Origin of the sequence: Methylobrevis pamukkalensis, assembly GCF_001720135.1 — a bacterium.
GTDB lineage: Bacteria > Pseudomonadota > Alphaproteobacteria > Rhizobiales > Pleomorphomonadaceae > Methylobrevis > Methylobrevis pamukkalensis.
Window position 1 is genome coordinate 1 of record NZ_MCRJ01000002.1, and the last position, 26,928, is coordinate 26,928.

31 protein-coding genes and 5 pseudogenes are annotated in these 26,928 nt (G+C 71.1%); 22 read left to right on the forward strand and 14 right to left on the reverse strand.

Features of this window, described 5'->3' with window-relative positions:
* A pseudogene (locus tag A6302_RS00660) lies at positions 1 to 198 on the reverse strand (hypothetical protein); the annotation flags it as partial.
* 423 nt (positions 199 to 621) lie between these two features.
* On the opposite strand from A6302_RS00660, the gene A6302_RS21845 reads away from it, so the two are divergent.
* Complete coding sequence (locus A6302_RS21845) at positions 622 to 1,128, forward strand: hypothetical protein (RefSeq protein ID WP_141703345.1); 507 nt, start codon at positions 622 to 624, stop codon at positions 1,126 to 1,128.
* Between the two features lie 25 nt (positions 1,129 to 1,153).
* Here the strand turns inward: A6302_RS21845 and A6302_RS00670 are convergent, their stop codons facing one another.
* The 5 genes from A6302_RS00670 to A6302_RS00690 form a co-directional block, all read right to left on the reverse strand.
* A complete protein-coding gene (locus A6302_RS00670) occupies positions 1,154 to 1,804 on the reverse strand; it encodes a LuxR C-terminal-related transcriptional regulator (protein WP_069305426.1) in 651 nt (216 codons plus the stop codon).
* Complete coding sequence (locus A6302_RS00675; protein ID WP_069305427.1) at positions 1,797 to 3,200, reverse strand: sensor histidine kinase; 1,404 nt, start codon at positions 3,198 to 3,200, stop codon at positions 1,797 to 1,799. The genes A6302_RS00670 and A6302_RS00675 overlap by 8 nt, the downstream gene beginning before the upstream one ends.
* Positions 3,201 to 3,312: 112 nt before the next feature.
* Positions 3,313 to 4,149: a DUF1491 family protein gene (locus tag A6302_RS25485; RefSeq protein ID WP_169833458.1), complete on the reverse strand. Its 837-nt coding sequence runs from the start codon at positions 4,147 to 4,149 to the stop codon at positions 3,313 to 3,315.
* Positions 4,124 to 4,870, reverse strand: a complete 747-nt coding sequence (locus A6302_RS00685) for a peptidoglycan-binding domain-containing protein (RefSeq protein ID WP_169833459.1) — start codon at positions 4,868 to 4,870, stop codon at positions 4,124 to 4,126. The genes A6302_RS25485 and A6302_RS00685 overlap by 26 nt, the downstream gene beginning before the upstream one ends.
* A gap of 96 nt (positions 4,871 to 4,966) precedes the next feature.
* A complete protein-coding gene (locus tag A6302_RS00690; protein ID WP_141703346.1) occupies positions 4,967 to 6,775 on the reverse strand; it encodes a sensor histidine kinase in 1,809 nt (602 codons plus the stop codon).
* A 419-nt stretch (positions 6,776 to 7,194) separates the two neighbouring features.
* Here A6302_RS00690 and A6302_RS00695 point away from each other — a divergent pair, with 419 nt between their 5' ends.
* On the forward strand, positions 7,195 to 7,548 hold the full coding sequence (locus A6302_RS00695; RefSeq protein ID WP_069305429.1) for a DUF5330 domain-containing protein: 354 nt from the start codon (positions 7,195 to 7,197) through the stop codon (positions 7,546 to 7,548).
* Between the two features lie 101 nt (positions 7,549 to 7,649).
* Entirely contained in the window at positions 7,650 to 8,066 is a 417-nt protein-coding gene (locus A6302_RS00700) for a SufE family protein (protein WP_069305495.1), read from the forward strand.
* On the opposite strand, the gene A6302_RS00705 is transcribed toward A6302_RS00700, so the two are convergent.
* Entirely contained in the window at positions 8,056 to 8,604 is a 549-nt protein-coding gene (locus A6302_RS00705) for a DUF6456 domain-containing protein (protein ID WP_083255379.1), read from the reverse strand. The genes A6302_RS00700 and A6302_RS00705 overlap by 11 nt on opposite strands.
* Positions 8,601 to 9,035 carry a hypothetical protein gene (locus A6302_RS00710; protein ID WP_083255380.1) on the reverse strand — a complete coding sequence of 145 codons (435 nt, stop codon included), beginning with the start codon at positions 9,033 to 9,035 and terminating at the stop codon, positions 8,601 to 8,603. The genes A6302_RS00705 and A6302_RS00710 overlap by 4 nt, the downstream gene beginning before the upstream one ends.
* A 665-nt stretch (positions 9,036 to 9,700) precedes the next feature.
* On the opposite strand from A6302_RS00710, the gene A6302_RS23380 reads away from it, so the two are divergent.
* Positions 9,701 to 9,958, forward strand: coding sequence for a hypothetical protein (locus A6302_RS23380; RefSeq protein WP_210183232.1), 258 nt, complete (start codon positions 9,701 to 9,703; stop codon positions 9,956 to 9,958).
* Positions 9,959 to 9,996: 38 nt separating this feature from the next.
* On the opposite strand, the gene A6302_RS00715 is transcribed toward A6302_RS23380, so the two are convergent.
* Together A6302_RS00715 and A6302_RS25955 are read right to left on the reverse strand one after the other, a co-directional pair.
* Positions 9,997 to 10,779, reverse strand: coding sequence for a DUF2336 domain-containing protein (locus tag A6302_RS00715; protein WP_483428741.1), 783 nt, complete (start codon positions 10,777 to 10,779; stop codon positions 9,997 to 9,999).
* The gene (locus A6302_RS25955) at positions 10,695 to 11,399 is read right to left on the reverse strand and encodes a DUF2336 domain-containing protein (protein ID WP_425349096.1); all 705 of its coding nucleotides are present in this window, start codon (positions 11,397 to 11,399) and stop codon (positions 10,695 to 10,697) included. The genes A6302_RS00715 and A6302_RS25955 overlap by 85 nt, the downstream gene beginning before the upstream one ends.
* Here A6302_RS25955 and A6302_RS23855 point away from each other — a divergent pair.
* Together A6302_RS23855 and A6302_RS00730 are read left to right on the forward strand one after the other, a co-directional pair.
* On the forward strand, positions 11,346 to 11,537 hold the full coding sequence (locus A6302_RS23855; protein ID WP_069305433.1) for a hypothetical protein: 192 nt from the start codon (positions 11,346 to 11,348) through the stop codon (positions 11,535 to 11,537). The genes A6302_RS25955 and A6302_RS23855 overlap by 54 nt on opposite strands.
* 417 nt (positions 11,538 to 11,954) lie before the next feature.
* Positions 11,955 to 12,629 (forward strand): hypothetical protein, encoded by a 675-nt coding sequence (locus tag A6302_RS00730; protein ID WP_069305434.1) that lies wholly within the window; start codon positions 11,955 to 11,957, stop codon positions 12,627 to 12,629.
* Positions 12,630 to 12,755: 126 nt separating this feature from the next.
* Here the strand turns inward: A6302_RS00730 and A6302_RS00735 are convergent, their stop codons facing one another.
* From A6302_RS00735 to A6302_RS00745, 3 genes are all read right to left on the reverse strand, one after another.
* Positions 12,756 to 13,298 carry a hypothetical protein gene (locus tag A6302_RS00735; RefSeq protein WP_069305435.1) on the reverse strand — a complete coding sequence of 181 codons (543 nt, stop codon included), beginning with the start codon at positions 13,296 to 13,298 and terminating at the stop codon, positions 12,756 to 12,758.
* On the reverse strand, positions 13,298 to 13,870 hold the full coding sequence (locus tag A6302_RS00740) for a DUF1214 domain-containing protein (RefSeq protein WP_169833460.1): 573 nt from the start codon (positions 13,868 to 13,870) through the stop codon (positions 13,298 to 13,300). The genes A6302_RS00735 and A6302_RS00740 overlap by 1 nt, the downstream gene beginning before the upstream one ends.
* Before the next feature lie 111 nt (positions 13,871 to 13,981).
* Positions 13,982 to 16,291, reverse strand: coding sequence for a transglycosylase domain-containing protein (locus A6302_RS00745; protein ID WP_069305437.1), 2,310 nt, complete (start codon positions 16,289 to 16,291; stop codon positions 13,982 to 13,984).
* A gap of 186 nt (positions 16,292 to 16,477) precedes the next feature.
* Here A6302_RS00745 and A6302_RS00750 point away from each other — a divergent pair, with 186 nt between their 5' ends.
* From A6302_RS00750 to A6302_RS00825, 15 genes and pseudogenes are all read left to right on the forward strand, one after another.
* The gene (locus tag A6302_RS00750) at positions 16,478 to 16,975 is read left to right on the forward strand and encodes a YcgN family cysteine cluster protein (RefSeq protein ID WP_069305438.1); all 498 of its coding nucleotides are present in this window, start codon (positions 16,478 to 16,480) and stop codon (positions 16,973 to 16,975) included.
* 261 nt (positions 16,976 to 17,236) lie between these two features.
* Positions 17,237 to 17,656, forward strand: a complete 420-nt coding sequence (locus tag A6302_RS00760) for a hypothetical protein (protein WP_141703348.1) — start codon at positions 17,237 to 17,239, stop codon at positions 17,654 to 17,656.
* Positions 17,595 to 18,895 (forward strand): annotated as a pseudogene (locus A6302_RS00765) (DNA-packaging protein). The gene A6302_RS00760 and the pseudogene A6302_RS00765 overlap by 62 nt, the downstream one beginning before the upstream one ends.
* A 41-nt stretch (positions 18,896 to 18,936) precedes the next feature.
* Positions 18,937 to 20,213: pseudogene (locus A6302_RS20865) on the forward strand (phage portal protein).
* Entirely contained in the window at positions 20,210 to 20,404 is a 195-nt protein-coding gene (locus tag A6302_RS00780) for a hypothetical protein (protein ID WP_069305443.1), read from the forward strand. The pseudogene A6302_RS20865 and the gene A6302_RS00780 overlap by 4 nt, the downstream one beginning before the upstream one ends.
* A 119-nt stretch (positions 20,405 to 20,523) precedes the next feature.
* Positions 20,524 to 20,817 carry a hypothetical protein gene (locus tag A6302_RS00785; RefSeq protein ID WP_069305444.1) on the forward strand — a complete coding sequence of 98 codons (294 nt, stop codon included), beginning with the start codon at positions 20,524 to 20,526 and terminating at the stop codon, positions 20,815 to 20,817.
* Positions 20,814 to 21,395 (forward strand): HK97 family phage prohead protease, encoded by a 582-nt coding sequence (locus tag A6302_RS00790; RefSeq protein WP_069305445.1) that lies wholly within the window; start codon positions 20,814 to 20,816, stop codon positions 21,393 to 21,395. Before A6302_RS00785 ends, A6302_RS00790 begins: the two co-directional genes overlap by 4 nt.
* A gap of 111 nt (positions 21,396 to 21,506) precedes the next feature.
* A pseudogene (locus A6302_RS00795) lies at positions 21,507 to 22,752 on the forward strand (phage major capsid protein).
* 158 nt (positions 22,753 to 22,910) lie between these two features.
* Positions 22,911 to 23,474, forward strand: a complete 564-nt coding sequence (locus A6302_RS00800) for a head-tail connector protein (protein WP_069305446.1) — start codon at positions 22,911 to 22,913, stop codon at positions 23,472 to 23,474.
* On the forward strand, positions 23,471 to 23,800 hold the full coding sequence (locus tag A6302_RS00805; RefSeq protein ID WP_069305447.1) for a head-tail adaptor protein: 330 nt from the start codon (positions 23,471 to 23,473) through the stop codon (positions 23,798 to 23,800). The genes A6302_RS00800 and A6302_RS00805 overlap by 4 nt, the downstream gene beginning before the upstream one ends.
* Positions 23,797 to 24,213, forward strand: coding sequence for a DUF3168 domain-containing protein (locus tag A6302_RS00810; protein WP_069305448.1), 417 nt, complete (start codon positions 23,797 to 23,799; stop codon positions 24,211 to 24,213). Before A6302_RS00805 ends, A6302_RS00810 begins: the two co-directional genes overlap by 4 nt.
* Before the next feature lie 46 nt (positions 24,214 to 24,259).
* Positions 24,260 to 24,671: pseudogene (locus A6302_RS00815) on the forward strand (phage major tail protein, TP901-1 family).
* Between the two features lie 14 nt (positions 24,672 to 24,685).
* Positions 24,686 to 25,036: a gene transfer agent family protein gene (locus A6302_RS00820; protein WP_069305497.1), complete on the forward strand. Its 351-nt coding sequence runs from the start codon at positions 24,686 to 24,688 to the stop codon at positions 25,034 to 25,036.
* Positions 24,948 to 25,313: a rcc01693 family protein gene (locus A6302_RS25490; protein ID WP_083255383.1), complete on the forward strand. Its 366-nt coding sequence runs from the start codon at positions 24,948 to 24,950 to the stop codon at positions 25,311 to 25,313. Before A6302_RS00820 ends, A6302_RS25490 begins: the two co-directional genes overlap by 89 nt.
* Positions 25,294 to 25,836 (forward strand): phage tail tape measure protein, encoded by a 543-nt coding sequence (locus tag A6302_RS00825; RefSeq protein ID WP_083255384.1) that lies wholly within the window; start codon positions 25,294 to 25,296, stop codon positions 25,834 to 25,836. The genes A6302_RS25490 and A6302_RS00825 overlap by 20 nt, the downstream gene beginning before the upstream one ends.
* A 105-nt stretch (positions 25,837 to 25,941) precedes the next feature.
* On the opposite strand, the gene A6302_RS00830 is transcribed toward A6302_RS00825, so the two are convergent.
* Positions 25,942 to 26,199: a hypothetical protein gene (locus tag A6302_RS00830; protein ID WP_069305449.1), complete on the reverse strand. Its 258-nt coding sequence runs from the start codon at positions 26,197 to 26,199 to the stop codon at positions 25,942 to 25,944.
* A 77-nt stretch (positions 26,200 to 26,276) separates the two neighbouring features.
* Between A6302_RS00830 and A6302_RS00835 the strand changes: the two genes are divergently transcribed.
* On the forward strand, positions 26,277 to 26,915 hold the full coding sequence (locus A6302_RS00835) for a DUF2460 domain-containing protein (RefSeq protein ID WP_069305450.1): 639 nt from the start codon (positions 26,277 to 26,279) through the stop codon (positions 26,913 to 26,915).
* The last annotated feature ends 13 nt before the right edge of the window (positions 26,916 to 26,928 follow it).

The window sequence follows — 26,928 nt, forward strand, 5'->3', positions numbered from 1 at the left end:
CATACCCGCCGCGGCCGCGGTGCCGACGACGCCCCGGGCCATGTGCGCGGCGGCAAGGGTGCCGACGACGGCGCCGGCCATACCCGCCGCGGTCGCGGTGCCGACGATGGCGCCGACCACGTCCGTGGCGGCAAGGGTGCCGATGACGGCGCCGGCCACTCCCGCCGCGGTCGCGGCACGGACGACGGCGCCAATCACGACTGATCCGGATCGCAGACCTCTGCCCGCGGGCAGGACCCCGCCCGGACACCTGTCCGGACGGGGTCCTGCCGGACGGATGGCCGCGATCTGCCGGTGGCTTGATCGGCCCGACCAAGGTCCGATGCCATGACGGACATTCGGATCTAGATCACGTTACAGGACGATGCGTGCCTGGTTTTCCGACGTGGACCGGCCTTCACGGACCGGCCGCGCCCCCAGAGCTGCCGGGTCGTCGGAAAGCCGCGTCCCGCTGGGCGTTCCGGAGGATGTCACGATGCCCGCCCACCCCAGTTTCCCATTGTTCGGTCCGGCGGTCCGGCGCGGCATCCTGCTCGCGACCACAACGTTGATCCTTCTGCTCGGCGCGCCCGATCGGCTGCCCGGCGCGGATGGACGCTCGAGCTCGGTGTCACGACGGCCGTGGCGAAGGACGGCGATGGTGGTGGTGGCGGTTCGGGGGGAGGCGGTCGTGGCTCCGGAGGGCGATCCGGAGGCGGACACGGGTCCGATGATGGCGGATCCTCCGGCAGTTCGGGCAGAGGCAGTTCGGGCAAGGGTGACGACGGCAAGGGCGACGGCGGCAAGGGCGACGATGACGGTGGCTCCTCCGGCGGCGCCGACGACAGTGGCCGCGACGATGACGACGGCCGGAAGGACCGGGAGGACGACCCCAAGGAGCGGCGCGCCGACGACGTGGAGCGGTTCCTCGACGGGCTGCGCAAGCGCGGCGGTGTCGCGGATGTCCGGGCCGGCAGGGACGGAGTGGCCGTCCGCTATGCGGACGGCTGGACCGAATCCGTGGCGGGCGGGCGCTATCGCCTCACCGACCGCAAGCGCCGGGTCATCGTCGACCGGCCGGCAAGGTCGAAGGATCTGCGCCGCCTCCAGGCTGTCGCGGAGGCGGAACCGGCAGAGGCCGGCCGCTGAGCGCCGCGAGGGTGCCGGTCGCCCTTCAGGACTTCCAGCGATCGCGCGCGATCAGCGCCGCCTCGACCCGGTTGCGGGCCTGCAGCTTCTGCAGGATGTTGGTCATGTAGTGCTTGACCGTCTTCTCCTGCAGATCGAGCTTGCGGCCGACTTCCTTGTTGCTGAGGCCGGCGGCGACGAGCCGGAGGATCTGCTCCTCGCGGGCGGTCAGCGTGTCGACCGGCGCCGTGCGGGCCGGGCCGGCCTGCTGCTGGCCCTGCAGCAGCACGAGCAGGCGGGCGGCAAGGCTGGGCGCCACATAGGTCTCGCCGCGGGCGATGCCCTCCAGCATGGCGACCAGCTCGTCGCCACCGATGCCCTTCAGCACATAACCCCGCGCCCCGGCGGCGAGCGCGGCGAGCACGTCGTCGTCCTGTTCGGAGACGGTCAGCATGACGATCGCTGTCGCCGGATTGGCCGCATGGATCTTGCGGGCCGCGGCGACACCGTTGCCGGGCATGGAGATGTCGAGCAGGACGGTGGACGGTGCAAGACGGGCGCAGAGCTCGGTGGCCTCGGCGGCGCTCGCCCCCTCGCCGAGGATCTCGAATCGCCCGGATTCCACAAGCGTGCGGACCACGCCGCTGCGGTAGAGGGGATGGTCGTCGACCACGACCAGGCTGATACGCTCAGACATCGATGTCCGGACCTTGCAGGTTGAGGGTCATGTCGACCCGCGCCGCGCCGCTGGCGAGGCGCTCGAAGCGGAAGGTGCCGCCAAGGCTGGCGACACGCTGGCGAAGGCCCGGCAGGCCGAGGCCGGTCGGAGCCGTCGTCTCGGGCAAGGGAAGCGCGGCGCCGGCACCGTTCGCGACGACGATGGCGAGCTGGCCGTCAACGCAGGTGCAGTCGACGGACTGGTCCGCGCCTCCGGCATGACGCCAGGCGTTGGTCAGCGTTTCCTGAACGAAGCGATAGGCGCAGATGCCGATCGAATGCGGCAGCACCTCATGGCCCCCGACGATGTCGAGGCGCACCGCGGTGCCGGTGCGCGAGCGGTGCGCGGCGACGACGCGGTGCAGGATGTCGCCGAGCGGCATCTGCTCGATCTCGGGGAGCGACAGGTCGGCGCAGAGATTGCGGATCTCGCGCATCGCCTCGTCGAGAACGGCGCGGACCGTCGCAAGCTCCGTCTGGCGGGCGGCGAGATCGTCGATCTTGCCGGCGGCGTCCAGCCGCAGGGCGGCGAAGCTGACGAGTTGCGCCGGGCCGTCGTGGAGATCGGCGCTGACGCGGCGCAGCAGTTGTTCGTTGACCTCGGCGACCCCGCGCGACGCCCGTTCGATGTCGAGCCGCAACTGCCGGTTCTGGTCCGAGACGCGACGGGTTTCGGCCATGCGCTCGGTCAGCGCCGCCTGCTGGGCGGCGATCAGGCGGCTGCCGCTGTGAACGATGCCGAACAGCGCCGTGCCGATGGCCGCCGTGACGCTGGCCACGATCAGCCAGGACTGGAGACGGGTGCGCGCCAGCGACGCCTCGAGCGCGGTGGCATTCTCGTAGAATTCGAGAACACCGAGGATGCGGCCGGAGAATTCCTCGCGCAGCGGGCTGTAGATCTCCAGAAGCGGAATCCCGTGCGCCCGTTCGGTTGCGTTCTCCTCGTCGCCGAGCTCGTCGAGTTCCGCGACCACCTCGCCGGACAGGGCGGCCCGGAGCGCGGCTCCGGGTTCGAAGATCTGGCCGATCAGCGCGGGCTCGTCGGAATAGGCAACCCGTCCGTCCGGCGTCCAGATCTTGACGGCCACGATCCGCTCCCCGAGCGCGCTGCCGGACAGCATCTCCTCGATCGCCCGGATCGGGCCGATCGACAGGGTGTCGGCCGTGTCGAGGTCCTGGGCCAGCGGCGCGATGAAGCTGTCCATGAACAGTGCCGTTGCGCTGGCGGTGTTGTCGACGACGCGCTGCTCGATGCGGCTGGACACCCAGTAGCCGATCGCCAGCATGGCGAGGACCATGACGACGCCGCCGGTCAGCGCGAACCGCCGCGAGAGATCGTGGGGCCGGGGCAACGAGGCGGACGGGGACGCATTCATGGATCGACGCTATCCAGAGCCGGGGCCGGCGGCAATCGGGCGAAGGTCTGAACCGGCGTCGGACTTCGGGCCCTGCGGCAGGCGCGGCGCGTTGCGGAAACCGCTGTCTCGGTCACCCTGCGTCCGGATCGATGACGTCGAGGCCATGCTCGCCGCCGCGCGCCTCGCTCTCGACGATCCAGAGGTCGGGGTCGAAATTGCGCTCGCGGGCCAGCCGCTCGTCGATCGTACGCTCGTCGGCCTTGAGGGCGACGCGCTCGAACAGGCGGCCGCCCGACGTGGCGGTACGGCCATCCTCGAACAGGGACTGGGGCAGGGGGGCATAGAGATCGGCGGTGCCGTCGAGCCGGGCGATCTTGACGAAGATCGCCCCGGCTTCCGGCGAGCCGCGCCGCACGACGGCGGTGAAGAATCCCGTGTCGTTGCGCAGCCGCAGATAGGCGGCAACCCAGAAATCGGACGTGACGCGCATGGAAGCTCCTCGCCGCTGGCGCGCGCCTCTTCGGACGATCGCGTCCGGAGCGGCGTAGCGGCCCCGCGCCGCGAGGGCAAGGGGGACGCTGCGAGGGCAGGGGCCGAGTCGGGAGGGCGAGGGCCGGGCCGGTAAAGGCGGGCCGTGGGGCGGCGGATCGCGCCCCCCGGCCGGATCACTGTTCGGCGAGGCCGCCCATGGCCACGAGTTCGCGCAGGAAGTCGGCGTTGATCGTGCCGGTCGCTTGAGGCCGCTGAAGCTCTCGAAGTCGGCGATGGCGGCGCGGGTCTCCGGCGTCATCGCGCCGTCGGCCGGAAGCGGGCCGAAGCCGAGCCGGTTGAGCGAGCGCTGGATCCGGGCGATGCGCTGGTCGGCCCCGGGATCCGAGGTCGGCGCCGTCTCTTCGGGCAGCGCGGCAACGCGGATCGGCTCGATCCGCACGGTCTTGACCTCACGCGCCTCGGCGGCGACCTGCACGGCGGCGGGCGTCGGCGACCACCGGCCGCGGGGTCTGCGTCCGCACCACGGCGACCGGCGGGGGCGGCGGCGCGGCAAGGGAGGCTACCTGCGCGGGCTCGGGGTCAAGCTCGCGCTTTGCGGCGGCGGTCGGGACCGCCGGCGCGCGCGGCGGCAGCACGGCCTCGGCGATGATCCCGGCGACCGGGTCCCTTTCCTGAGGGGCCGCCGGCGGTCCGCTGATCGGCGTGGAGCCGGCAAGGATGGACGCGGCGTCATGGGCGGCGGAGGACGCCCCGGTCGGCACGAGATCGGCGGCGGAGGCCGCCTGCCGGGTCGGGACCGCGGGCTTCGACGGCGGCAGCGGAATCGTGCCGGCGGGCGGTCCGTCGCGCAGTCTTGCGAGGAAGGCGTCGGTCGGCTCGCCGCTCGGCGAGATGCCGTGGATGCGTTCGTATTTCAGCACCGCCTCGGCGGTCATCGGCCCGCTGAGGCCGTCGACCGGGCCGTCGTAATAGCCGCGGGCGCGCAGTTCCTCCTGCACGGCGGAGACCACCTCGCGCTGGCGCAGGTCCTCGACGGTGAGGGGCCGCGCCGGCCGGATGCTGTCGGTGACGGCGGGATCGCCGCCGGTGTCGGTCAGGCCCGTCCCGGCGACCGGCAGGTCGAACAGCGGGCTCGGGTGTCGGCCGGGCTGCATCGCCACGGCATTGGTGATGATCGCGCCCGCCATAGCAAGCATGACCAGGCCGCCCCCCGTCGTCGTCGGGTTCGCGACCAGGCCGCCGATCGAACGGGCGAAGATGCCGCGCCTTGCGGGCCGTCCTCTAGCCATCCGTCATGCCCTCATTGCGGTTCGGGTCGGGGAGGAGGGAGAGGCTCCCTCCGCACCCGCGGCCCGGGAGACGGCACGCGGCGCCGTCTCGGTTTCAAGGTGGATCGGCAGCGTCACCGTGACGGTGGTGCCCGATCCGAGCACGCTGTCGATCTTCATGGAGCCGCCGTGCAGGGCGACGAGGCCCTTGACGACCGAGAGGCCGAGGCCGGTGCCCTCGTGGCGGCGGTCGTAGCCGCTGTCCGCCTGGACGAAGGGGTTGCCGAGCCGCGGCAGATCCTTGGCGGCGATGCCGATGCCGTTGTCCTTGACGAAGATGGCGATCGAGCGGCCGGTGCGCCGGGCGCCGCAGACCACCGTGCCGTTGGCGTCGGTGAACTTGATGGCGTTGGAGAGGAGGTTGAGCATGATCTGGCGGAAGGCGCGCCGGTCGGCCACCAGCTCCGGCAGGCCGGCCTCCACGCTGGAGATCAGATCGAGTTTCGCCACGTCGGCCTGCGGCTTCACCATCTGCACGCAGCGCTCCATCACGGAGGCGACGTCGAAGGGCTCCGGGGTGACGTCGAAGTTGCCGGCCTCGATCTTCGACATGTCGAGGATGTCGTTGACGACCTGCAGCAGGTGCTCGCCGGATTCGTGGATGAGGCGCACGTATTCGCGGTGCCGCTCGTATTCGAGGCGGCCGAAGATCTCCTGACCCAGCAGGTCGGAGAAGCCGATGATCGCGTTCAGCGGCGTGCGCAGCTCGTGGCTGACGTTGGCCAGGAAGCGGGTCTTGGCAAAGCTCGCCTCCTCGGCCTCGGCCCGGGTGCGCATCAGCTCGGCTTCCTGCGCCTTGCGGCGGCCGATGTCGCGGATCACCGAGGTGACCGTGGCGCCGGCGACCGAGCCGCTGGCGTCCTGGCGGCGGATGATCGCCTCCACCCAAAGGAAGCCGTCGTCGCCGTCCTCGTCGGACTTGCGCAGCCGGAACTCGACTTCGGAAGCGCCGTCGTGGATGGCGTCGGACAGGGCGGAGAGATAGGCGGGACGGTCGCCGACATGGACGCGGCGGAACAGGCCGTCGGCCATCAGCATCGACGGCAGCACGCCCAGCAGGCGGCCCGCGGCCGGCGAAGCGAAGGCGACGTCGCCGTTCGGGGCGTGGCAGGTGACGACGTCGTTCATGACGTCGGCCAGGAGCTGGTAGCGGCTCTCGCCGATGCGGAAGCGCTGCTCGCTCTCGCGGTGGAAGCGATCGATGCGGATGGCGACGAAGGCGGCATAGGCGACGGCAAGCAGCGCGGCGAGCGCGGGCAGGAGCCCCTCCGGTCCGGGCAGGGGCAGCGGCTGCGGCATGAGGCCGAAGTGGCTGGCCATTGCCACGCAGGCCAGACCGGCCGCCGCTACCACTGCCGAGAGCGACACGGTCCGCCGGTCGCCCGACAGCGCGGCTTCCACCGGCGCGAAGGCGAGCCAGACGAGAGCGAAGGAGGAAAGACCACCCGTCCAGAGCGAAACCCACGCCACCAGCGTGGTCAGGCAGAGGGCCGAGAGCAGATGGCCGGCACCGAGCCGGCCGGTGCGCGAGACGAAGACCGCGACGAGCGTCTCCAATCCGATCGCCGCCAGTGCCACGGTGGCGAAGGGCGACAGCGAGCCGGCAAGAACCGAGGTGACCGGAATGAGGGCGAGCGCGCAGAGGCCGCCGACGAGGTGCGGACCGATGAAGCAACGATGACGCGCGGCTTCGAGCGGGTCCGCGGCGACGCTCTCATGGACGAGACCGTCAAGCGACACACCGATCGAGCGCGAGATTTCGTGGATACGCAATACCACACCCCACTGAGTGCGACCGGATACGGTCCGGCCTCTCGTCGTTGGTGTCAGGATGCCACCCCGGCCTTTAAGGAAGCCTAATCGCCCGCTGGACGCGAAGCCTGAAAAAGCCCGGAAAATGGCGGGTTTGGCGTAATCCGCAGCGACAATCGAAAACAGGGTGAACGGGGTCCTAACACGGGTCAGACTGTGGACGACGGAGCGATTGAAGGGGTGAAGCGACTGATTCTCCGCCCGCTTCCGGGATGCCTAAAATTCGAATCAAATCCGCCCGCTCCCTTCAAACCGATCTCAAGTCGGCGATGGCACTCTGGCGTCGTCGACGTCCGGATCCGCCCGGCGCGACAGCCGCCACCCCCGTCCGGACCGCTGCAGGGACAGCGACGGGCGAGGCCAGGAAGGACGCTCAAGTGATGTTTCTGATCCGCACGCTGTTCTGGCTCACGGTCGTCATCGCCCTGATCCCGGTCAACGAGCAGGACGTCGCGGCGAGCGCCGCGATCAGCCCGGTCGAGGCCGGACAGGCCGTCTATGCGGCGCAGGCCGCCGTCAGCGATCTCGGCGGCTTCTGCGAGCGCAATCCTTCCGTGTGCGAGATCGGAGGCCGGATCGCCTCGACCATGGCGCTGAAGGCCAAGGCCGGTGCGCGCTATGTCTACGAATACCTGGAGACGGAGACGGGCGACGGCGCGGCCACCGGCGACACGCTGACCGAGGCCGATCGCCTGCCCGGCTGGCGCGGGGCAGCGGACGGGCGCGAAGCCTGAGCGGGACTTTGTTCGCGGCGGCATCAGCGAAACCGCGATGCGAGGTTCAATTCGGCCGCGATCCTCGCTATATGGCGGACATGACAACCATGGACCGGCCGATGACCTTCGACGAGATCAGGGACAACTTCGCCTTCCTCGACGACTGGGAGGATCGGTATCGCTACATCATCGAGCTCGGCAAGACGCTGGCGCCGCTGCCCGATGCCGAGCGCACCGAGGCCAACAAGGTGCGCGGCTGCGCGAGCCAGGTGTGGCTGGTGACTCGGACCGAGCAGGGGGACGACGGCGTCCGCCTGCATTTCACCGGTGACAGCGACGCCCATATCGTCAAGGGCCTGATCGCGATCCTGTTCGCGGCCAGCGACGGGCGCACCCCGGCGGAGATCCTCGCGACCGACACCGACGCGGTGTTCGACACGCTCGGCCTCAAGGCCCATCTGTCCTCGCAGCGTTCCAACGGCCTTGCCTCGATGGTCCGGCGCATCCGCGAGGATGCGGCGAAGCTCACGGCTTAGGCCGGTAGTCGGGCGCGCCCCAGTGGCGGAGGGCCCGCCGCGCGGCGCCGGACGGCGTCCCGTAGCCATAATGGCGGGCGAGCGCACCGAGGGCGGCGGCGAGAAGCAGCTTGCCCGACCGCGCCGGCCAGCCGCGCTCGCGCTCCACCTCCGGCAGGCCCTTCAGGAAACAGCAGACATCGACGAGGATGCCGCCGAGTTCCGGGCCCACCGCCTGGACCGCCGCGCTGACGCGCGCCCGCGCGGCCATCACGCCGTCGCTGAAATCTGTGCCGCCCGCCCCGCGCCGGCGTTCGCTGCCGCTGGCAAACGAGGACCAGTTCATGGTGGTGCGCGCCTCCAGCGCGCCGAGGGTAAAATCCCGGCGCAGCCGCTCGCCGGCGGCAAAGGCGTCGTCGCCGAACAGATCGGCCCCGTCCTTGCCGCGCCGGCTGTGCAGCCAGGCCAGCGGGCTTTCGGCAAGGTCGAATTCCACGAGGGTGCTGTGGCCATCGGGGCCGACGACGGTGGTGCGGACGATCCTGCGGGGCTTGGTCATGGGGTCTCCGGGCAGCAAGCGACGGTGAGGTGGGGGGCGAGGTCGCAGGCGGCCAGCGCGGCGAGCACCCCGGCAAGGGCGTCGGCTGCGACGGCGAGGGCGTCGAGGCGGCGGTCGATCACCGGATCGTCCCGGGAATCCTCGATGCGCCGGCAGGCGTAGGCCAGCAGCGTCCGGTCCCGGTGGACGAGCGCGGTGGCCTGTGGCGGGGCAAGGCCGAGGTGGACGTGGGCGAGATAGATCGCGATGTGGCGGGCGCGGGCCACCACGGCCGGTCCGCGGCCCGGCGCAGCCATGTGATGCAGGGCGACACCATGCGCGGCGGCGACGAGCCGGGCGAGACCTTCCGCTTCGGCGTGCAGGATCCGGTAACCGGGTGGAGGAGGATGCACGCCTGCCTCCGGAGGTTTCAGGATCGGTCGGTCCAGCATCGTGCGACTCCCTGTGCCGCCATTACGATGGCAGAGAATAGGAAAATAATCCTCAATCAGCCAGCGAAATCTTGCTGGCTGTGGAAACCGGACCGATCGCTGGCGGGTGGGGGCGGTGGAGCGCGTCGGCGGGTGATGGAGGACGTTCGGCGGATCAGGCGCCTCGATCCTTGCGGGGGTCAATGGACAAGCTCTTGTGTCCGTTGATTCGCCCCCCGCGACTGCCGTGAGAGCTCACGCCGCGGATCGACACGGGGGCCAGCCGGCGATCCGCCACGGACAACCGCCGGTCGGGCGTGCAGCCGTCTCGCGGGGTTGGCGACGATGGCTGTCGGCCATCGACGTCCCACGTCATAGGATTTAATTCACACAACCGAATCTTGCCGCACAGTCGAGCCTCATTCACGACGAGGGAGGCCGGCATGGCTGTGGAGTGTGGAAGGACGGACAGGGGGAAGAAGGGCAAGGCCGACGACCGTCCGAGGAAGCGGACCGAGCGGCCGGTGCCGCCTCCGCGTGCGCTTGCCGACGGGACCAGGTCGGCTCGGCCCGGTCATGACGGCCCGTCGGGATACGACCGGGCAACCACATTGCCTTGCCTGCTGCCGCTGCTCGCCGCGGAGGTGCTTCCCGACAGCCCGTCTCGGGCGGCCCGGGTCTGCGCGATGCTGCGCAAGGCTCTGCGTCAGGAGCGGGCGCGGGGACGCGCCGGGCGACGCGGCTACGATCTGGACCGGCATCTTGCCCTTGCCCGGGCGCTGGCCGCCGAATTGCGCAATCTTGCGCGCTGGAGTGGGGCGACGCACCGCGAGCGGGCGGCGGGCGGCAGCGTGACACCGCGGCCCCGGCCACGGCTGGGCCTTGCCTTCGGGCGGCGCGATTCAGGCGACGCTTGGCAGGACGACAGCGGTGCGCCCTGCTGAAGACGGCGAACGCGGCCGGCGGGCGACCGCGCGCCGGGTCAGCCGCGCCGGCGGTCGGCGGTTGCCGCCGTGGTCGTGCCGGAGAGCGGTGCGGCGTCCGCTGGGCGGGCCACGGGCATGCGCGGATCGGCGCGTTCGCCGATCGGGCCGGCGTCGACGCTGCGGGCCTGGCCGGCGCCGCCACGGGCGCTGGCGGTGGCCTTCAGCCCGCTCTCGTGCCAGCGCGCGACCAGCTGGCGCGCAGCGCGCAGGGTGACCTGCTGGTAGAGCTCCAGAAGGGCGCGGACCTCGAAATAGCTGCGGTGATGGCGGGCGCCGGAGAAGAGGATGATCCGCGTGGCGGCGGCCTCGTCGAAGCCGGCGGCCTTGAGGGCGATCGCCAGCGGTTCGCCGCCGCGGTCGGTGAGCAGGTCGAGGACGAAGCCGCCGTCGAGCTGCATCGCGTCGCCGAGCAGCATGGCGAGACGGCCGTCGTCGCGCACGGCCGCGGCGCGGGCGATGTCGCGGCCGACTTCGCGGTCGATGATCTGGGCGCGGGGCGTGGCGCGCCGGGTGGCGAAATCGCGCAGCGCCAGCACCTCGAGCGCGCGGGTGACCCGGCGCCGGCCCCTGTCGTCGAGATCGAGGAACAGGTCGACGAGGTCGACGTCGTCGATGTCGATGCGCGCGGCCAGGGCGTTGGCGAGATCGTGGTCGCCGCGGGCGGCGTCCACAAGGCGCCGCGCCGCCTCCGGCGTCAGGCGCACGCTTTCGTTGCGGGCGAGCAGCAGCCGCCTTCGGCGCCGAGCCGTTCGGCGAGCGCATCGACCACCGGCGGCGATAGACGGCGGCGGGCGGCGAGCACGTGGAGATGGGCCGGCGAGCCGGATGCGACGAGGGCGAGCAGATCGGCTTCCGGCAGGTCCGGCGCTCCGACCAGAACGATGGCGGCGATCTCCGGTTCGGAAAACAGCAGGGCGCGCAGGACCGCGGGCGGGGCGCGGGGTGGCGCGACAGCAACCGGGCGGTCGCCGCCTTCTGGGCAACCGGGGTCGAGGGCAGGAGCTGGAGGGCGAGTTCCTCGAAGACGCGGAGCTCGTCGCGGGTATGGACGGGTTCGGAGACGAAAAGCTCCGTCGCGGCCTGGAGCAAAATCTGACCCCGTGCGTTCTCGGACTGGATGCCGAAATCGGAGAGGTCCCTGGGGAATGTGCGACCCGTCATGACGCGTGGCTCTTCCTGGGATGTGGGGGCGGGACCGGGATTTCCCCGGAATAGGTGGTGTTCCGTAGAATTTGAACGGAATTTGTAAACGTCCCGTTAACCAAAGAAGTGCTTTGATGAGGCTGCTGAACGGGAAATAGTTCCGGCGTGCAAGGTGCGCCGGACAAGATGATGGAGAGTCATCATGGGTCTCGTGATCGAGTTCGGCGTAGCAAGTCCCCGCCTCGCCCGGCGCCACAAGTCGGCGCTTCCTGGCGAGGTCATGATCTTCCCCGGCGTCCGTGTCGAACGGCACGGCGAGCGCGACAGCAGCGACGGCGGCAAGCGCCGCACCGACAGCTGGCAGCGCCCGCGCTGGAATGATCTGGACGACTGACGTTGCTGTCGTGATGGGCCGGAGCATTGGACCATCACGGGGTTCCGACCTGGTCGGCCGCGCGTGCCGGCTTCGGCCCTCCTGACGGCGCAGGACGACTTTTCGGCGCGTGCTGGTTCAGATGCACCATCGAGGGCAACACCGTCATCCAGTCCGGCGGAACACTGTTCCGGCCGGCCGAGCCGGCGGGTGACGTCGCGGAGCGATTCCGTCCGGCCGTGAAATCAACTAGCGTGCCGAGGTCGCGAGTCGTGACCAGGGCGCCGGGGTGTGAACCCCGAGCTCCGGATGGTCGCGACGCGCCAGTCGAGAGATCCCCGGTTGACGCGCCCTCAAGATCATCGCTGCGAGACAGGCCTGCGAGACCATGCCCGAACGGGTGCGCGCCTTCGTCGCTTGCTGCGCGGACCCCGCTGGATGGCTGTGGCCGGTGCAGGTCTTGTCCTTGCCTTCGGGCTCGCCGCCTGCGCGCGGCCCGAGGGTGACTTCGGGCGCGCCGATCCCTCATGGATGCATGACGAACTGATGCCGGCCGCGGGGCGGCTCAACGCGGCCAAGCGCGGCGAGCCGGTCTCGTCCTTCAACCGCACCGACACCGAACGGCTTCTGGCCGATCAGGCCTGGGCGCTGATCAGCCCGCCGGCCGCCGATGCGTGGTGGACGAAGGTGCTTGTCGAGGGCCAGCGCATCCGCATCCTGCCGCCGGTGGATGCCCGCTTCGATCCGGCCAGCTATTACATCTGGCTGCAGGAAACCCCGTTCCGCTCGTCCGAGGCGCGCTGGAGCAAGGTGATCGCGGATCTTTATTCCGACGCCGACCTGGTGCCGCCTTTCTGCGAGACGGTGCTGAAGGTGCGCCGCGCCGACGGCGAGCGCATCGCCGCGATCGGCCGGCAGCTGACCGGCGAGGAAGTCTGGATCCGAAATGCCGGCGCGCGCGTGGCCGAGAACGAGGCGCTGATCGCCTGGGTCGGGCGGGCGCTGATCTACCGTCTGAAATCCTATCGCAACGCGATCGACCGGCTGGAGATCGAGACCCCGTCCAACCAGCTGTTTGCCGCCAACCGGGCGTCGATACCCTCTATTCGGTGATCGGCTGTCCGGCGGCCGGGCGGGCGACGGTCGTGCCCGGGGCCGGGCCGCGCAAGGGGCGGCTGCTCGACGGCTTCGACGGGCCGGTTCCGCAGAAGTGAGGCCGGATGCAGGGCGGCCTGACCGTCAGCCCGCCTCGTCGTAGCGCGCACAGCGCAGGCGGCGCACGGCCGCCTCGATCTCGGGACGCTCGATTCCGGTGCCCGCGAACACCCGCAGCAGGATGAAGCCATGGTCCGTCCCGACCGGCGCATGGAAGCGGTGCGCCGGCGGCACCGGCACGGCGCTGCGGATCCGGTCGATCGCCGCGGCCGAGCCGGCGATGAAATCGACACCCGGCAGGGCCGCGCCCGCGCTGGAGAAGCTGTCGCCGAGCGCGCCGGTTTCGTCGACCACCGAGACCATCCACGGCACGGGCGGCAGGTCGCCGCTGAGGATGGCCGCGCCCTGTCCGAACTCGGCGCGGCAGACCGCGTGGACGAAGGACGGGTCGAGGCGGGGCAGAGGGGACCCGTCGGGCGGCAGCAGCGTGACGGCGAAGAGGTCGGTGACCGACGCGACGCGGCCATAGGCGCTGCGCGACGCCGTCCCCGGGATCGCGAGGATGGCGACGATGTGGACGATGCCGGCGAGCAGCAGGGCGATGGTGAGGGCGCGGCGCGGCGACATCAGGCGCAGCCTTGCAGGCGGATGCGCGGAAAGGGCGGCGGCGTCTCGTAAAGGGCGGCGACAAGCGCCGGATCGTAGATGCGCAGCGTCAGCACGATGTCGTCCAGGCCGGCGTCGGAGAGGAAATTGCCGGGCCGGGCGGTGGGGCCGACGGTGATGTCGAAGCCCTGCGGCGAGCGCAGCACATCGCGGCTGGTGAAGGCGAAGCGCGGCGCGGGCGGCGGGGCAAGACGGCCGTCCCCGGCGCTGACGGTGAGCGTCCAGAGATCGGCGAAGGCGAGATCGCCGGAGATCACATAGTGGCAGGCGGGATCGAGCGGCGCGCCGTCGTCGTCGCTGCGGGCGGTGAGCGCGAGGCCGAGCACCGGCCCGAGCGGCACCTCGCCGCTGCGCGCCAGACGGGCCGCGAGATAGGGATTGGCGGTCGCGGCCGTGGCCGGAAGCACGGCGCGCCACGGGCCATAGTCCCGGACGTCGTCGAACACCGTCAGGTCCAGCGCGTGGCGGACGGAGCCGAGCCCGAGGACGGCGCTGACGACGGCGATCAGGAGGACGTTGCGGATCAACGGCACGGCTTCTCCGGGTCCGGGCGGGAGGGCCCGGAAGGACGAAACAGCAATAGAAGCGACGGCGGGAAAGCGCAACGCGGACAAGGCGTCAACGTATCGAGGAACGACCCGGGCTCAGGGCTCGTTGGCGTCCGGATCGACGGTGACGGGATCGAGGGCGGAGGGAACCGCGGGTTCTGCGTCCGGCGCAACGAAGGGGCCGCCAACAGCGGCGCCCGGTGCGAGGGTTCCAGGTGTGGCGGTGCCGGCCGAGAGCGTGCCGGAGCCGTTCGGGTCGGCGCCGGCGGTGACCGGGCCGATCAGCCGTCCGGCGACGAGATGGCTGTGGCGGATTTCCATCAGCGAGCCGATGTCGGCCAGCACGGTGAGGCTGCCTTCGGAGAGGCGCGCGGTGCGCAGGTCGCCGACGAGACCTTCCACCGGCGCGCCGGGGGCGGCGGCCGCGACGACGGTCTCGGGAGCGGCCACGCCGGGGATGGCGGCGATCTCGATGCCGGCATGGATCGGCGCCATGATGTCGTGCCAGGTCATCGCCGGCAGGGAGCCGCCGGTCATGTCCTTGGTGGAGGTGAAGTCGTCGTTGCCGTACCAGACGGCGGCGACGTAGTTGCCGGTGTAGCCGACGAACCAGGCGTCGCGGTAGGCCTGCGTGGTGCCGGTCTTGCCCGCGGCGGGAACGCCGTCGAGAAGCGCGCGCCGGCCGGTGCCGGCGTTGACCACGTTGGCGAGGATGTCGTTCATCTCGGCCGCGGTTTCCTCGGGCAGGACCCGCACCGGCGGCGGCGCGTCGGCGGCATGCTGCCAGAGCAGCCGGCCGTCGGAGGTGGCGATGCGGTCGATCGCGTGCGGCGTGGCGGTCAAACCGCCGCTGGCAAACGCGGCATAGGCGCCGGTCATGTCGAGGACGGTGACTTCCGCGACGCCGAGCGGCAGGGCGCGGGTGATCTTCAGTTCCGAGCGCAGGCCGAGGCGATGGGCGACGTCGACGATCTTGTCGCGGCCGAGCGCTTGGGCGAGCCGCACCGGCACGGTGTTGATCGACTTGGTCAGCGCGGTCTTGAGCGTGACCTTGCCGGCGTAGCTGCGGCCGTAGTTGCGCGGGCTCCAGTTGCCGATGGTGATCGGCGCGTCGGCGACGACGCTGGCGGACTTGTAGCCGTTGAGGAAGGCCGCGGCATAGACGAAGGGCTTGAAGGACGAGCCCGGCTGGCGCAGCGCGTCGACGGCGCGGTTGAACTGGCTGGTGCCGTAGTCGCGGCCGCCGACCATCGCCCGGACGGCGCCGCCGGTGTCCTGCACCACGGTGGCGGCTTCGGTGACGCGGTAGTCCTGGCCATGCTGGCGCAGGTTGACTGCGATCGCCTCCTCGGCGGCCTTCTGGACCCGGGGATCGAGCGTGGTGCGCACCGTGAGCGTGTGGCTCTCCTTCGGGCCGATGCGCTTGACCTCCTCGAAGGCCCAGTCGAGGAACCAGTCGGGAGCGGCGGCCTGTTCGGTGGCGACGACGCCGGCCGGATGGCGGCGGGCGTGGGCGACCTGGCCCTCGGTCATGAAGCCGGCGTCGACCATGTTGGTCAGCACCTGGTTGGCCCGGGCCCGCGCGGCGGCAAGGTCGATGTGCGGCGCATAGCGGGTCGGCGCCTTGTAGAGGCCGGCGAGCATCGCCGACTCGGCCAGCGTCAGCTCGCGCACCGACTTGTCGAAATAGAAGCGCGAGGCGGCTGCGGCGCCGTAGCTGCCGCCGCCCATGTAGGCGCGGTCGAGGTAGAGCTTGAGGATCTCGCGCTTGGTGAGGTTGGCCTCCAGCCACAGGGCGAGGTAGGCTTCCTTGACCTTGCGCTGGATGGTGCGCTCGTTGGACAGGAACAGGTTCTTGGCGAGCTGCTGGGTGATCGACGAGCCGCCCTGCACCACGCCGCCGCGGCGGACGTTCTCGGACAGCGCGCGCAGCGTGCCGAAGACGTCGATGCCGAAATGGTCGAAGAAGCGCCGGTCCTCGGTGGCGAGGGTCGCCTTGACGAGGGATTCGGGGAAGGCCTCGAGCGGGACGGTGTCGTCGAGGAACAGGCCGCGCCGGCCGATCGGCTGGCCGTTGCGATCGAGGAAGGTGACGGCATATTCGCTGGACGCCCGCCAGTTGCCCTCGGTGGCCTTCATCGCCGGCTGGGCGAAGGCAAGCAGCACCACCGCGCCGACCACGCCGAGGGTGGCGGCTTCCGAGGCCAGCTCCGAGCCCGCCCGGGCCACGCCGCGCACGCGAAACCGGGACATGGTATCGGTATAGGACGACCAGACGCGGCCGAGGGCGCGACCGACGCGCCAGGCGCCGGTGTCGATCGCCGCGTCGAGCGCGAGCAGGCGGCGCGCAAGGGCGGTCCGCTTGCGGTCGTCGTCGCCGGTGCTCCGAGCCTCGCGTTCCGTCACGGTCGCCGTCCGTCTGTTGCTGCGCGTTGGCGGCCCCGTGATTGCTGCACGGGGATTGCTGCACGGGCATATGGCCCGGCCGGTCGCCAGGAGTTACAATTCGAGATTATTCTTATCGGCATGCCGTGGCAAAGGCTTGGAGCGAAGATGGTTAACGGGGGATCCACGGCAGGCGGAAAGGGCGGAATGGCGGCGGACGAACGGCCGTTCTGGCGGGAAAAGACGCTGGATCAGATGACGCTTCCGGAGTGGGAGAGCCTCTGCGACGGCTGTGCGCGCTGCTGTCTCAACAAGCTGGAGGATGAGGACACCGGCGAGATCGCCTGGACCGACATCGCCTGCGTGCTGCTCGACGGCGATACCTGCCGCTGCAAGGACTATCCCAACCGGGCCGCGACGGTGCCGGACTGCATCCCGCTCGATCCCGACACCGTGCGCTCGCTGTCGTGGCTGCCGCCGACCTGCGGCTACCGGCTCGTCTCCGAGGGCCGCGATCTCTACTGGTGGCATCCATTGGTGTCCGGCGACCCGGAGACGGTGCACACCGCAGGGATTTCCGTGCAGGGCCGGACGGTGCCGGAGGAGGAGTGGGAGATCGACGACTGGGAGCAGCGGATCGTGGACTGGCCGATGCGGGTGCCGAAACAGGCGGCGCGACGGGGTGGAGCGAGTAAAGGAAAATAGTCCTATCTCCCCTGGCATAGGAATATAGTCCTTGACAGCGTGACGCTGTCCGGGTAGGTTCACGTCATGATCCGAAAGTTGCGAACGACGGGCCGCCCGGGCAGGGACGGCCCTTTTTCGTGAGCGGGGAGGGGCGATGCCGGGGACGACGAAGCCGGCCGGCGGGGGGCGGGAGAGGCGGTCGAGGGCGCCGAGGGCCTTGCGGTCGCGAGACCGGTGCGGGCCAGCAGGGCCTCCCCGGATGCGAAGATCCCTCGGACCGTGAAGACCGCGAAGGCCGCGCCCTCCGCCGGGACGAGCCAAACCATCCCGACTGCCAAGCCCAAAAGAGTCTCCACCGCCGCCACGGCCGGCGCGTCGTCCGAGGCGATGATCAAGCGGTTGCGGAGCACGCTGGCCCGGCAGATCGAGCGGGTGGAGGCGCATTTTTCCGAGGCGATCGTGATCGACGAGAAGGGCGCGCGCACGCTGTCGACCCTGACCAAGACGCTGGAAAACCTGATCGATCTCGAAACGACCGCGCGGAGGGCCTGTGACGACGACGCCCGACGCGAGGACGCCGCCGCCGGGGCAAGCCGCGCCGACGACGATCGCTTCCGTGACGCGCTTGCGGCACGCCTTGTCGCGATGCTCGGACCCGGCGGCGATCCGCCGGCTTCTGGCGACGCTGGACCGTGCTGATCTGGAGCGACTTTCCGCCGACTGGCCGCTGTTTGCCCGGCCCGACCAGATGCCGCCGCAGGGCGACTGGACGGTGTGGCTGGTGCTGGGCGGGCGCGGCGCCGGGAAGACCCGCACCGGCGCCGAATGGGTGCGCGCGGTGGCGGCCGGGCGGCCGCCGTTTGCGGGCCGGGCCGCCGGGCGGATCGCGCTCGTCGGCGAGACCTTTTCGGATGTGCGCGACGTGATGATCGAGGGCGTGTCCGGCCTGCTGGCCGTGCATCCGGCGGCCGAGCGGCCGCTGTGGAGCCCGAGCCGACGCATTCTGGAATGGCCGAACGGGGCGCAGGCGCAGGCATTTTCGTCCGAAGACCCCGAGGCGCTGCGCGGACCGCAGTTCGATGCGGCCTGGGCCGACGAGCTGGCGAAATGGCGCCATGCGGAGGCGACCTTCGACATGCTGCAGTTCGGGCTGCGCCTCGGCGACCGGCCGCGGCAGGTGGTGACGACGACGCCGCGGGCGGTGCCGCTGCTGCGCCGGCTGCTGGCCATGCCGGACACGGCGACGACGCGGGCACGGACCGCCGCCAACGCGGCCTTTCTGCGCCCGGCTTCCTGACCGCGATCACCGGCCGCTATCGCGGCACCCGGCTTGGCCGCCAGGAACTCGACGGCGAACTGATCGAGGACCGGCCCGACGCCCTGTGGCGGCGCGAGCAGTTCGAGGCGGTGCGGATCGCCGGGCGGCCGGAGCTCTGCCGGGTGGTGGTGGCGGTGGATCCGCCCGCGACCTCGACCGCGCGCTCCGACGCCTGCGGGATCATTGCCGCCGGCCTCGACGCAGATGGGACGGCCTTCGTGCTGGCCGATGCCTCGATCCGCGGGGTGCGCCCCGAGGTCTGGGCGGGCCGGGCGATCGATCTCTACCGCGCCGAGGCTGCCGATGCGCTGGTGGTGGAGGTGAACCAGGGCGGCGACATGGTGTCGGCCGTGATCCGGCAGGTCGATCCCGAGATTCCGGTGCGCCCGGTGCGGGCGACCCGCGGCAAGTGGGTGCGGGCCGAACCGGTGGCGGCGCTCTATGCGCAGGGCCGGGTGCGCCATGCCGGCATCTTTCCCGACCTCGAGGACGAGATGGCCGACTTCGGCCCCGGCGGTCTTTCGGGCGGACGCTCGCCGGACCGGCTCGACGCGCTGGTCTGGGCGCTGACCGCCCTGATGCTCGGCGGCGAGGGGCCACGGGTGCGCAAGCTCGGATGACGACGGCGGAGGTGGCGATGGTGTTCCAGCTTTTCAGGCGGATGCGGCCGGAGACGGCTGATCCACAGGCGGCCGCTCCACAGGCGGGGGGCCCGACGCCGCCGGAGGGCGAGGCGAAGGCGTCGCGGACGGCGGCGCTCATTGCCTTCTCCCGCGCCGGCCGCCCGGTCTGGACGCCGCGCGACTATGCCTCGCTGGCCCGCGAGGGCTTTGCGCGCAATCCGGTGGTCTATCGCGCCGTGCGGATGGTGGCCGAGGCGGCAGCCTCGCTGCCGCTGCTGCTGATGGTCGGCGGGCGGGAGCAGGAGACCCATCCGCTGCTGGATCTGCTGGCCCGGCCGAACCCCGGCGAGGGGCGGGCCGACTTTCTGGAGGCACTCTACGGCCACCTGCTGACGGCGGGCAACGCCTATGTCGAGCGGGTGGGCACCGGCGGCGTGCCGTCGGAACTGCATGCGCTGCGGCCCGACCGGATGAAGGTGGTGGCCGGGCGCGACGGCTGGCCGGAGGGCTACGACTACACGGCGGGCGGACGGACGGTGCGCTTTCGCGACGAGGGCGATGGCCGGAGCGACGGACGCCAACCGGTGCTGCATCTGAAGCTGTTCCATCCGCTCGACGACCACTATGGCCTGTCGCCGCTGGAGGCCGCGCAGGTGAGCCTCGACATCCACAATGCCTCGGCCGGCTGGAACAAGGCGCTGCTCGACAACGCGGCGCGGCCCTCCGGGGCGCTCGTCTACCAGGGCACCGGGGGGCTCAGCGAGGGACAGTTCGAGCGGCTGAAGCAGGAGCTGGAGGAAGGCTACCAGGCGCCGTCAACGCCGGCCGGCCGCTGCTGCTGGAGGGCGGGCTCGACTGGAAATCGATGAGCCTGTCGCCGCGGGACATGGACTTCATGGAGGCGCGCAACGGGGCGGCCCGCGACATCGCGCTCGCCTTCGGCGTGCCGCCGATGCTGCTCGGCATTCCAGGCGATGCAACCTATGCGAACTACCAGGAGGCGACCCGGGCCTTCTGGCGCCAGACCGTCCTGCCGCTCGCCGGGCGGGTGACGTCCCGTCTCGGCGGCTGGCTTGGTCCTGCCTTCGGCGAGGATCTGGAGCTTGTGCCGGACCCCGACCAGGTCTCGGCGCTGGCCGGCGAGCGCGGCGAGATGTGGGACCGGGTGGCGACCGCCGGGTTCCTGACCGTCAACGAACGGCGGGCGGCACTCGGCTACGGGCCGGTGGAGGGCGGCAATGCACCGCCGGCCGATCTGCTGCGACCCGGCACGGCAGAGGCCGGTCCGCCTCTCAACGGGAGGGATCGCGAATGACCGAGATCGGCGGCATCTTCGCCGAACGCGGCGACCTTGCGCATCTGGCGCTGTTTCTCTGGGCGTCGGGCGCGAGCGCGCTTTTGACGGTGACGCTGCGCGAGCTGGCCGCGGCCCACCGGCGGTTCAACGACTTCGTGGCGGAGATCGCCCGGCTCAACCAGCATTTCAGCATGCGGGACCGCGAATGAACAACGGGCCGCAGAGTGCTGAAAAGACTCGCGAAACGGCGGGCGGATGCAACCTCTGATTCCACGCGAGGGGTACAACTGGAGGTGCTGGCCGCCTTCATTGAATCACGGCATCGGCAATGCACCGCAAGTCGATGAATTCAAATGAAAATCCACCCGACTTCAGGTGGATTGACAAGCCGGAGGCGCTGGATGCGCCGGCGGAAACGGAGGGGAAGGTGACTCGCCTGACTCAACTTGTCAACGTCCTGACTCACCTCGTGAGCCGGACCCGTCCGAGCGGCCGCCACGAGGTGGAGGCGGCGGCGCACGAGGTGTTCGCCGCCTTTGCGGCCATGCTGAAAACGCACCTCTCGCAGGCCCGGCCCCGCGCCCGTGGCTCTGCCGATGCGAGGGGCAGGAGCCGGGCATGAAACGCCGTTCCCTCTCCCTCATGCTCCCGCGCGCCTTGCCGCCGGAGCATCGGGCGCTCCTTGCCGGCGATCTCGGCACGGGAGCGACCGGCCGCTTCGGCGGCTACGCCAGCCTGTTCGGCAAGGCCGACCTGGCAGGCGACGTGGTGATGCCGGGGGCCTTCGCCGCGAGCCTGAAGCGACGCGGGACGGGCGGCGTGAAGCTGCTCTACCAGCACGATCCCTGCGAGCCGATCGGCCGCTGGCTCAGCCTGTTCGAGGACGGGACGGGTCTGCGTGCCGAGGGGGAAATACACGCGGGAATTGTGCGCGGCCGCGAGGTGAGCAGCCTGATCCGGGCCGGGATTCTCGACGGACTGTCGATCGGATTCCGGGCGGTGCGGGCCGAGAAGGACCCGCGCACCGGCCTGCGCCGGCTTCTCGAGATCGACCTCTGGGAGATCTCGCTGGTGACCTTTCCGATGCAGCCGGGCGCGCGGCTGAGCGCGTCGGCCTCTCTGCCGCGTGCCGGTCAGAGCCGCCCCGGCAGCCTTGCCGGAACGATCCGCCGCGCCGCCCGCCGCATCGCCCCGGCCTGATGCGGGCAGCCTGCCGTCGGCACCCGATCCGACGACCCGGCGCCTGGCCGGGCCATGGCCTGCTCCGCCAGACGACAAACCCTCCTTCCCTGACCATGAGGATGTCACCCGATGACGATGGACCTGCAGCCTGCTCCCGAGACCAAGGCGGGCGACGATGTCGCCGCGGCCTTCGGCGAGTTCATGATCGCCTTCGAGGCCTTCAAGGAGACCAACGACGCGCGGCTCGACGAGATCGAGCGCCGGGCGCCCGACCCGCTGACGATCGACAAGCTGACGCGGATCGACCGCGATCTCGACGCCCGCAAGGCGGAGATCGACCGGCTGGCGCTGCGGGCGCAGCGGCCGCCGATCGCCGGCCGCGAGGGCCGCGACGACCGGCAGGTCGGCGAGCACCGCGATGCCTTCCACGCCTATGTGCGCGGCGGTGGGGATGCGGGGCTGAAGGGGCTCGAGACCCGGGCGCTGTCGGTCGGCTCCGGTCCGGACGGCGGCTATCTGGTGCCCGAGGAGACCGAGGCCGAGATCGGCCGGCGGCTGGCCGCGCTGTCGCCGATCCGGGCGTCGCCGGGGTTCGCACCGTGTCGTCGGCGCCTACCGCAAGCCCTTCTCGGTGGCCGGGCCGGCGGTGGGCTGGGCGGGCGAGACCGCCGCCCGGCCGCAGACGGCGGCACCAACGCTGGCCGAGCTGACCTATCCGACCATGGAACTCTACGCCATGCCGGCGGCGACGCAGACGCTGCTGGACGACGCCGCGGTGGACGTCGACGCCTGGCTTGCCGACGAGGTGGAGCAGGCCTTCGCCGCGCAGGAGGGGGCGGCCTTCGTGTCCGGCAACGGGGTCTCCAAGCCGACCGGGTTCCTGTCGGCGACGCTTTCGGCCGAGGCGAGCTGGAGCTGGGGCACGCTCGGCTATGTCGCCACCGGCGCGGAGGGCGCCTTTGCCGCGAGCGATCCGGGCGACGCGCTGGTCGACCTCGTCTATGCGCTGAAGGCCGGCTATCGTCAGAACGCGACTTTCGTGATGAACCGCCGCACCCAGGCGGCGGTGCGCAAGCTCAAGGACTCCGACGGGGCCTATCTCTGGCAGCCGCCGGCGACCGCCGGGGCGCGGGCGAGCCTGATGTCCTTCCCGGTCGCCGAGGTCGAGGAGATGCCGGACATCGACGACGACGAGACGGCGATCGCCTTCGGCGACTTCCGCCGCGGCTATCTGGTGGTCGACCGCACCGGCGTGCGGGTGCTGCGCGATCCCTATTCCGCCAAGCCCTACGTGCTCTTCTACACGACCAAGCGCGTCGGCGGCGGCATCCAGGACTATGACGCGATCAAGCTCCTGAAGTTCGGCACGGCCTGAGCACGGCGCGCCTCCCTCCGCGCCAGACCTGCCGAAGGCGGCCCCGTCGCATCTCCCGCGGCGGGGCCGCAGCCGTTCCGGACGTCGCCTGCGGATGACCGCAGGCGTGCGTCTCAGGACAATATTCCCAGGATCCGATTCCCAAGTCAGGTGACGCCATGTCTGTCGAACTGATGATCCAGCCGGCGACGGAGCCGCTGACGCTGGCCGAGGCGAAGGCGTTTCTGCGCCTTGGCGGCGATGCGGAGGACGAGCTGGTGACGGCGCTGATCCTTGCCGCCCGGCTCGCCGTGGAGCAGCTGTCGCGGCGCCGGCTGATTGCCCAGACGCTGCGGGCGCGCTTCGACCGGCTGCCGCGCACGCGGACGCTGCGGCTCGCCGCCGGGCCGGTGATCGAGGTGGCCGCGCTCGAAGTGGCGGGGCCTGACGGCGAGCTCGTGCCGATCGTGCCCTCGGCCTACGCGGTGGATCTTGTCGGTGAAGTGGCGCGGATCGACGTGAAGGTGCCGCTCTCGCCCGGCCTGCGCTTCGGCGGGATCGCCGTGACCTATGTGGCCGGCTTCGGAGCGACGGCCGGCGACGTGCCCGAGCCGCTGCGCCAGGCAATGCGGCTGCTGGTCGCCCACTGGTTCGAGAACCGGGGCGACGCGCGAGCGGCCGGGCTGCCGGAGGCCGTGGTCGGCCTCGTCGCGCCGTTTCGCCGGACGGGTCTTGCGGCATGAGGACGACCGCGTCGATCGGCGCGCTGCGCCACCGCCTGTCCGTCGAGGAGCCGGTCGTGATCGCCGATGATGTCGGCGGGGCGACCACGGTGGACGTGGTCACCGCCGACACCTGGGCGGCGATCGAGCCGGTGGGGCTCGCCGAACGGGTGGACCCGGCCGCTCGCGCCCGCGGGATCGCCACCCACCGCATCCTTCTGCGGGCCGACGTGACGCTGCGGGCGGGCTGGAGCCTTGCGGGCGGCGGGCGGCGTTACCGGGTGCTGGGCGTCACCGGTCCCGACTGGGGTTTTCTCGCCTGCCTTGCCGAGGAGGAGAACGGATGACCGGTTCCCGAAGCGGGGTGGCGCGCGCCTTCCAGAAGGCGCTGCACGGGCGTCTCGGCGCCGATCCCGACCTTGCCGGCCTGCTCGGCGGGCGGATCTTCGATGGTCCGCCGCCGGCGGGCGCCGTCTTTCCCTGCCTCGTGCACGGCGCGGCCCGCACCGAGGACTGGAGCAGCGACGAGGCGGGCGGGCTGAGGCTGCGCCTCGATCTCGAGGCTTTGTCGCGGCAGGGCGGACGCGGCGAGGCGCTTTCCATCATCGCCGCCGCCGAACAGGCGATCGGCGCTGCCGCGCTGGTGCCGGAGGACGGGCGGCTGGTGCTGCTGACGTTCGGCGAGACGACCACCGAGCGGCTGCGCGACGGGCGGACCTGGCGCTGCCGTCTGCGGCTGACGGCGCTGATCGAGTGCTGACGCGCCTGCCGCGTCCCCCCCGAATTCATGGATCGAGGAGACCGACATGGGCGCACAGCGCGGCCGCGACCTCTTGCTGAAGGTCGATCCGGCCAACACGGGCAGCTTCACCACGGTGGCCGGGCTGCGCGCCCGGCGCCTCGCCTTCACGCCGCCGCCGTGGACGTGACGGACGCCGACAGCGCGGGGCGCTGGCGGGAGCTGCTGGAGGGGGCCGGCGTGCGCCGGGCGAGCCTTTCGGGCAGCGGCATCTTCCGCGACGGGGCCTCGGACGCGGCGGTGCGGCAGATCTTCTTCGACGATCGATCCGGCCCTGGCAGGTGGTGATCCCCGATTTCGGCACCGTCGCCGGACTGTTCCAGGTGACGGCGCTCGACTACGCCGGCAACCACGACGGCGAGGTGACCTACGAACTGGGTCTGGAATCGGCCGGGGCCCTCAGCTTTTCGGCGGCGTGAAACGGGAGGCGAAGATGGTCAACAGGCTGCGCGGCGAGATTGCCGCCGAGATCGGCGGCCGCCGGCGGACGCTGTGCCTCACGCTCGGCGCGCTCGCCGAACTGGAGTCGGCCTTCGCGGCCGAGGACATGGGGGCGCTCGCCGCGCGCTTCTCGCACGGCCGGCTTCGGGCCGCCGACGCGGTGAAGGTGATCGGCGCCGGATTGCGCGGTGCAGGCGAGCCGATCTCAGACGCCGAGGTGGCGGCGATGCAGGCCGAGGGCGGGGCGGCGGGCTATGCCCGCATCGTCGCCGAGCTTCTGGTCGCCACCTTCGGCGGAGCGGAGCGCGGGGAGGTGGCCGAGGCGGGCGGCCCGCGCCCTTGAGCGGCGCGCGCGCGCGGCCTTTCCCTGGGCGGCGGCAATGCAGGCCGGCCTCGGCCGGCTGCGGCTCGCGCCGCGGGAGTTCTGGGCGACGACGCCGCGCGAACTGGCCGCTGCCTTTAGCGGACCGGCGGGGGCCGCGATGCGTCGCGGCCGGCTGGACGACCTGATGGGCCGATATCCGGACACGGTTCCTGATGCGGACGGGGGCGCGTGCCGGGCGTCGGCACGACGTGGTGACAGCGGACAGGGGGCGGGCGATGGCGACGACGGGCGATGAACTGGCGGCCTTCGGTGAGGAGGCCGACCGGATCGAGGCGCGGCTCATCGACCTCGAACGGGTTTCCAACCGGTTCTCGGCCTCGCTGAGCCGGGGGCTTGCCGCCGCGGCGCTGGAGGGCCGGTCGCTCGACGACGTGTTGCGGCAACTGGCACTGAGCCTGTCGGCGTCGATGCTGAACGGGGCGCTGCAGCCGATCGTGTCGGGGATTTCCAGCCTGGCCGGCGGCCTACTCGGCACGTCCGGCGGCGTGGTGCCCTTTGCCGATGGCGGCGTGGTGGCGTCGCCGAGCTATTTTCCGATGGCGGACGGGCGGACCGGCCTTGCCGGCGAGGCAGGTGCCGAAGCGATCCTGCCGCTGGCGCGCGGCACCGACGGCACGCTCGGCGTGCGCGCCTCGGGTGGCCAGGTCGCCGTGACCTTCCACGTGACGACGCCGGATGCGGCGAGCTTTCGCCGATCGGAGGCGCAGATCACGGCGCTGCTGGCGCGGGCGGTGGAGCGTGGACGGCGGGGGCTGTGAATACGGGACGATCTGGCTTGTCGGGCCGGCGGGTTCCGAAAGGGCTAGCCCGCGCCGCCGGACGGGGACAGCGCGGGCTATAGCACCGGCCCGACGAGGAGGGGGTCAGGCGGCGCGTCGGCGGGCGTCGATCATCCCCAGGATCTCCTCCCGGAACATGACGCGCTGGGTCTTGAGTTCGGCGAGAAGCTGCTCCGAGATCCCGGCCCGTTCGCGTTCGACACTGTCGATACGCTCGACAATGCCGGAAAAGAGTTCGGCCAGATCGGCATCGAACCGACGGATGGCATCAACGAGCGCGAGGTCCGGAAAGGCCGGACCATTGCAACCGTCGTTTGCTGTCTCCACCGCGAAGAGAGCCATGTCCCGCTCCTCTCTTTTCAAAGGATGCCTCCGTGGCCCGTGGTCGGCCTTGAGGTGAATCAAACTGGCAGGGAAAAATGTCGTCATCAGGCCCATTCCATGACGTGCTGTTTCCGATGCGGATTGCCTTCGGCGCCAGCGGTGGTCCGGAGCGACGGACCGAGGTGGTGACGCTCGGTTCGGGGGCGGAGGTGCGCAACAGCCGCTGGGCCCATGGCCGCCGCCGCTACGACGCCGGCCAGGGCATCCGGTCGCTCGACGATGTTCACGCGGTGATCTCGTTCTTCGAGGAACGGCGCGGGCGGCTGCACGGCTTCCGCTTTCGGGATCGCAGCGACTGGAAGTCGTGCCCGCCCGGGCAGACGGCTTCGCCTCTCGATCAGGTCATCGGGACGGGCGACGGCGCAACGCGGCACTTTCAACTCCTCAAGACCTACGGCACGCTCCGGCCCTACGCGCGGCCGATCACATGCCCCGTGGAAGGCAGCGTCCGGATCGCCGTCGGCGGAGTCGAGGCCGAGGGGGAAGCTGTCGAGATTTCCCCCGGTGGCATCGTCGCGCTGGCGTTAGCACCGGACCCTAACGCGGAAGTGACAGCCGGGTTCCATTTCGATGTGCCGGTTCGCTTCGACAGCGACAGCCTTGTCGTGAACCTGGCCGCCTTCGACGCCGGCGACATCCCCTCGATCCCGCTCGTCGAGATCCATCTCAGCTGAAGGACGAACAGGC